Annotated in this window: 1 protein-coding gene and 1 pseudogene; one reads left to right on the top strand and one right to left on the bottom strand. The window is 68.9% G+C overall.

Annotation, left to right across the window (positions count from 1 at the left end; all coding sequences use genetic code 11):
• Positions 1-146 (top strand): annotated as a pseudogene (locus CSC71_RS15620) (electron transfer flavoprotein subunit alpha/FixB family protein); the annotation flags it as partial.
• Between the two features lie 254 nt (positions 147-400).
• Here the strand turns inward: CSC71_RS15620 and CSC71_RS15150 are convergent.
• The coding region (locus CSC71_RS15150; RefSeq protein ID WP_162375214.1) for an autotransporter outer membrane beta-barrel domain-containing protein at positions 401-3,533 on the bottom strand (3,133 nt) is incomplete at its 5' end.

A 3,533-nucleotide genomic window follows, 5' to 3' on the forward strand; every position in this document is an offset into this window, starting at 1 on the left:
CGATCCAGCACCTGACCGGGATCAAGGACGCCGGCACCATCGTCGCCATCAACAAGGACGCCGACGCGCCGATCTTCGAGGTCGCCGACATCGGCCTGGTCGGCGACCTGTTCAAGCTGCTGCCGGAACTGGAAGCCGCCATATGATTCGCTGCCTGCCGGACCAGCAGCAGCGGGCCCGCCGGGCCGCCGGTGCGAACCGCCCGCCCGGCGAATCCTGACCGCTTTTCCGAGGCGGCCGAACGCGCGGCTGCCGATCCATCATTCGGCTGAATCGCGTTTCTCCCCCGACGAAAACCCTGCCGGAACATCGCACGCTTCGCGGTACCGATGCCGCTGGTTGCGATCGGGCAACCGAGCCGGCTGCGCCGCTGCGATGGCGACGCAACCGGGACGCAGCGCTACCAGCGCACCCGGATACCCGCATTCGCCGCGCGATGTTCGTAGTCGGTGCCCTCCAGATCCTGACCCAGCGAAACCACGCCGAACAGGCTGACCTTCTTGTTGAGCGTGGCCTCCACGCCCACGTCCAGGCTCGTCGCCAGGCCGCGGTCGTGGTTCGGGAACAGCTGTGGCGTTGCGTTCGGCCCGGCGGTGGTTACCTGCAGGCTGGTGGCGTTCTCGCCGAAGGCGTCCTGCACTGCCAGCATCGCCCACGGCCGGATCGATGCGCCGCCCGCGGTCTCGAACGCCTTCTCCACGCGCAGTCCTGCGCGGGCGGAGCTGACCACGTCGTCGTCGATCGCGAGCGATCGCCCCGCGGCATCCACCGTATCCTGCCAGTGCACCTGGCTCGCCTCGACCTGCACCTGCGGTTCCAGCACCCATCCGCCCTGCAGCGCGTAACGCCAGCCAGCCCGCGTGCTCAGGGTCAGGCTGTTGCCGACCAGGCGCTCGTGGAAGCCGTCCGCGGTCCGCACGTAGGCGCGTGGACGCTGCCCGCTCCAGACGACATCGACATAGGCGCCGTTGGCCCATCGATTGCTGAAATACAAGCCAGCCACGGGCGTATCCATGTCGATCTCCGACTCGCCCACGCCGGGCAGATCGGTCGAATTGACGCCGCTGGTCCAGTAGTTCGCGTGCAGCAGGCCCAGGTAGCCGCCGAATCGCAAGACCCGGTCGTTGCGATCGAGGGCCTGATCGAAACCCACGTACAGACCGACGTCGTCGCCCGACAATTCGAAGCCCGGATTGGCGCCCAGTTCCAGTTCGTTGGTCGCGGCCGCCACCCAGAAGCCGTTGCAGTCGTCGACCAGGCCTGCCCCGGCCCGTTCGGCGGTCGCTTTCGGCCCGCACTCCGGCCGGTCGGTGCCGCGCACGCCGGCCAGACGCTGGTGCGCCAGGTCGTCGCCCTGCTGGGCCATCAGTGCACCGACGGTCGGCAACACCGCGTAGCCGGGGATCTCCGGCAGCACGCCGCCGCCGTCGGTACCCAGGTACCAGTTATGGTCCATGCCGCTTTGTTCGAACGTCCACGGGTAAACGCTGCCTTCCAACCGCACGAAGCCATCCACCGGCTGCGCGGGCACGAACGCCCCTGCCGCCGCGTTCGGCGCCGAGATCACCAGGATGTTCGTCGGCTGGGTCACGTCGGTGCCGTCGCTGGCGAAGATCACCCCGGTGGTGCCGCTGACGTTGCCGACGATGTCCAGGCCGCCGCTGGTGCCGTTGGCCGGCGACACGGTTACCTGCAACAGGCCGTCGCCGCCGGTGTAGTTGCCGCTGATCGCCATGCGGTTGGTGCCCACATCGATGCGACCGGCGTTCTCCACGCTGCCGGCCAGGCTGGCGCCGTCGTTCGCGGTCCACAGCGAGGTGTTGTCGATGAACAGCGTGCCGCCGGCGAGGTCGAGTGCGCTGCCCAGGGTGAGGCTGCTGTTGCCCAGCAGCTCCACCCGTTCCCAGCCCGTCATCGGATCGAAACTGTCGTCTTCCAGGTTCAACGCACTGAAGCGCAGCACGTCGGCGCTGCCTGCGCCGCCGTCCACGCCGGTCAGCCCGCTCAGATCGCCGCCGATGAAGTGCGCGGCGTCATCGCCCGCGCCGAAAGACAGCGCGCCGTTCACCGTGCCCATCGACACGAACGTGTCGTCGCCGTCGGTGCCGGTGAAGGCGCCCTGCACGTCGAGGATCGCGCCCACATTCACGGTGGTGTTCTGGCTGCTCAGGGCGACGCCGTCCGCGACGGTCAGCGTGCCTTGGTCGATCGTCGTGGTGACGAAGCCCTGGTCGGCCGCGACGATCAACTCGCCATTGCCGCCCTTGTCCAGCGTCTCGAAGTTGACGGTCGGGCCCAGCACCATCGTGGTGTCCACGTAGGACTGGACGGTGTCGGTGCCCGCGCCGCCGTCGAGGGCGTTGGCCAGCCCGCCCAGGTCGGCGCCTTCCATCAGCACCAGCTGGTCGTCGCCATCGCCCAGCGCCACGATGCCGTTACCCATGACCGTGCCGGCCACTTCCATCACGTCGTCGCCGTCGCTGCCGCTGAAGCTGCCGTCCACGTTGAGCGTGGCGCCCATCGCCACGTAAGTGCTCTGCACGCCGTCGAGGCTGCCGTCCGTGCCGACATCGAGCGTGCCCGAGTCGACGATCACGGTGGCGAACGCCGACGGCGCCGGGCCGTCCACGTGCAGCGTGCCGGTGTTGGTCTTGGTCAGCGTCTCGAAGTTGATCGCGCCGCCGAGCGTGGCTTCGCCGGCGATGTCGGCATTGAAGGTGTCGGTGCCGGCGCCGCCGTCGACCGGCGTGAGCAGGCCCGACAGATCCGCGCCGTCCTGGATCGTGAAGCTGTCGTTGCCATCGCCCAGGGCCACCGTGCCGCTGCCCGTCACCATGCCGGCCACCGTCAGTGTGTCGTTGCCGGCGGTGCCGGTGTACGCGCCATCGACCTGCAAGGTCGCGCCCGACGCCACGGCCGTGTTCTGCGCCGCGACGCTGCCGCTGGCGCTCACTTCCAGCACGCCTCCGAACACGTCCACGTCGATGAACTCCGACGGGCCGTTGATCTGCAGGGTGCCGTCGCCCGACTTGCCCAGCGACTCGAAGCCCAGCAGGCTGCCCAGCGGCACCGTATTGCCGCCGCTGACATTGACGTTGAGCATGTCGTTGCCCAGACCGCCATCGACCGTACCGAGCATGACCGTGGTGTCGTGCACCACGAACATGTCGTCGCCATCGCCCAGCCGGAATACGCCGCCATCGCTGTCCAGCGCGCCCGCCACGTCGAGCACGTCGTCGCCGCCGCCCAGGTCGCCGTTGCCCTGCAGCAGTGCGCCTTCGGCCACGGTCACCGTATTGACGCCGGCGCTGCCGGTGATCGAGGCATAGCCGCCGCCGTTGCCCTGCAGCGTGCCGCCCACGTTGAGCGCCGTGTCGTCGGCCAGCACGACGGTCGGCGTTTCCAACGTCCCGGCCACGGTCAGCGCGCCGGCGTTGATCGTCGTTCCGCCGGTGAAGCCCTGCGTCTCGGTCAGCGTCGCCTCGCCCACGTTGTCCTTCTGCAGGTACTCGAAGTTCACCGTGTTCGACGCA

The sequence above is a fragment of the Pseudoxanthomonas sangjuensis genome, assembly GCF_010211755.1.
Classification (GTDB): Bacteria; Pseudomonadota; Gammaproteobacteria; order Xanthomonadales; family Xanthomonadaceae; genus Pseudoxanthomonas_A; species Pseudoxanthomonas_A sangjuensis.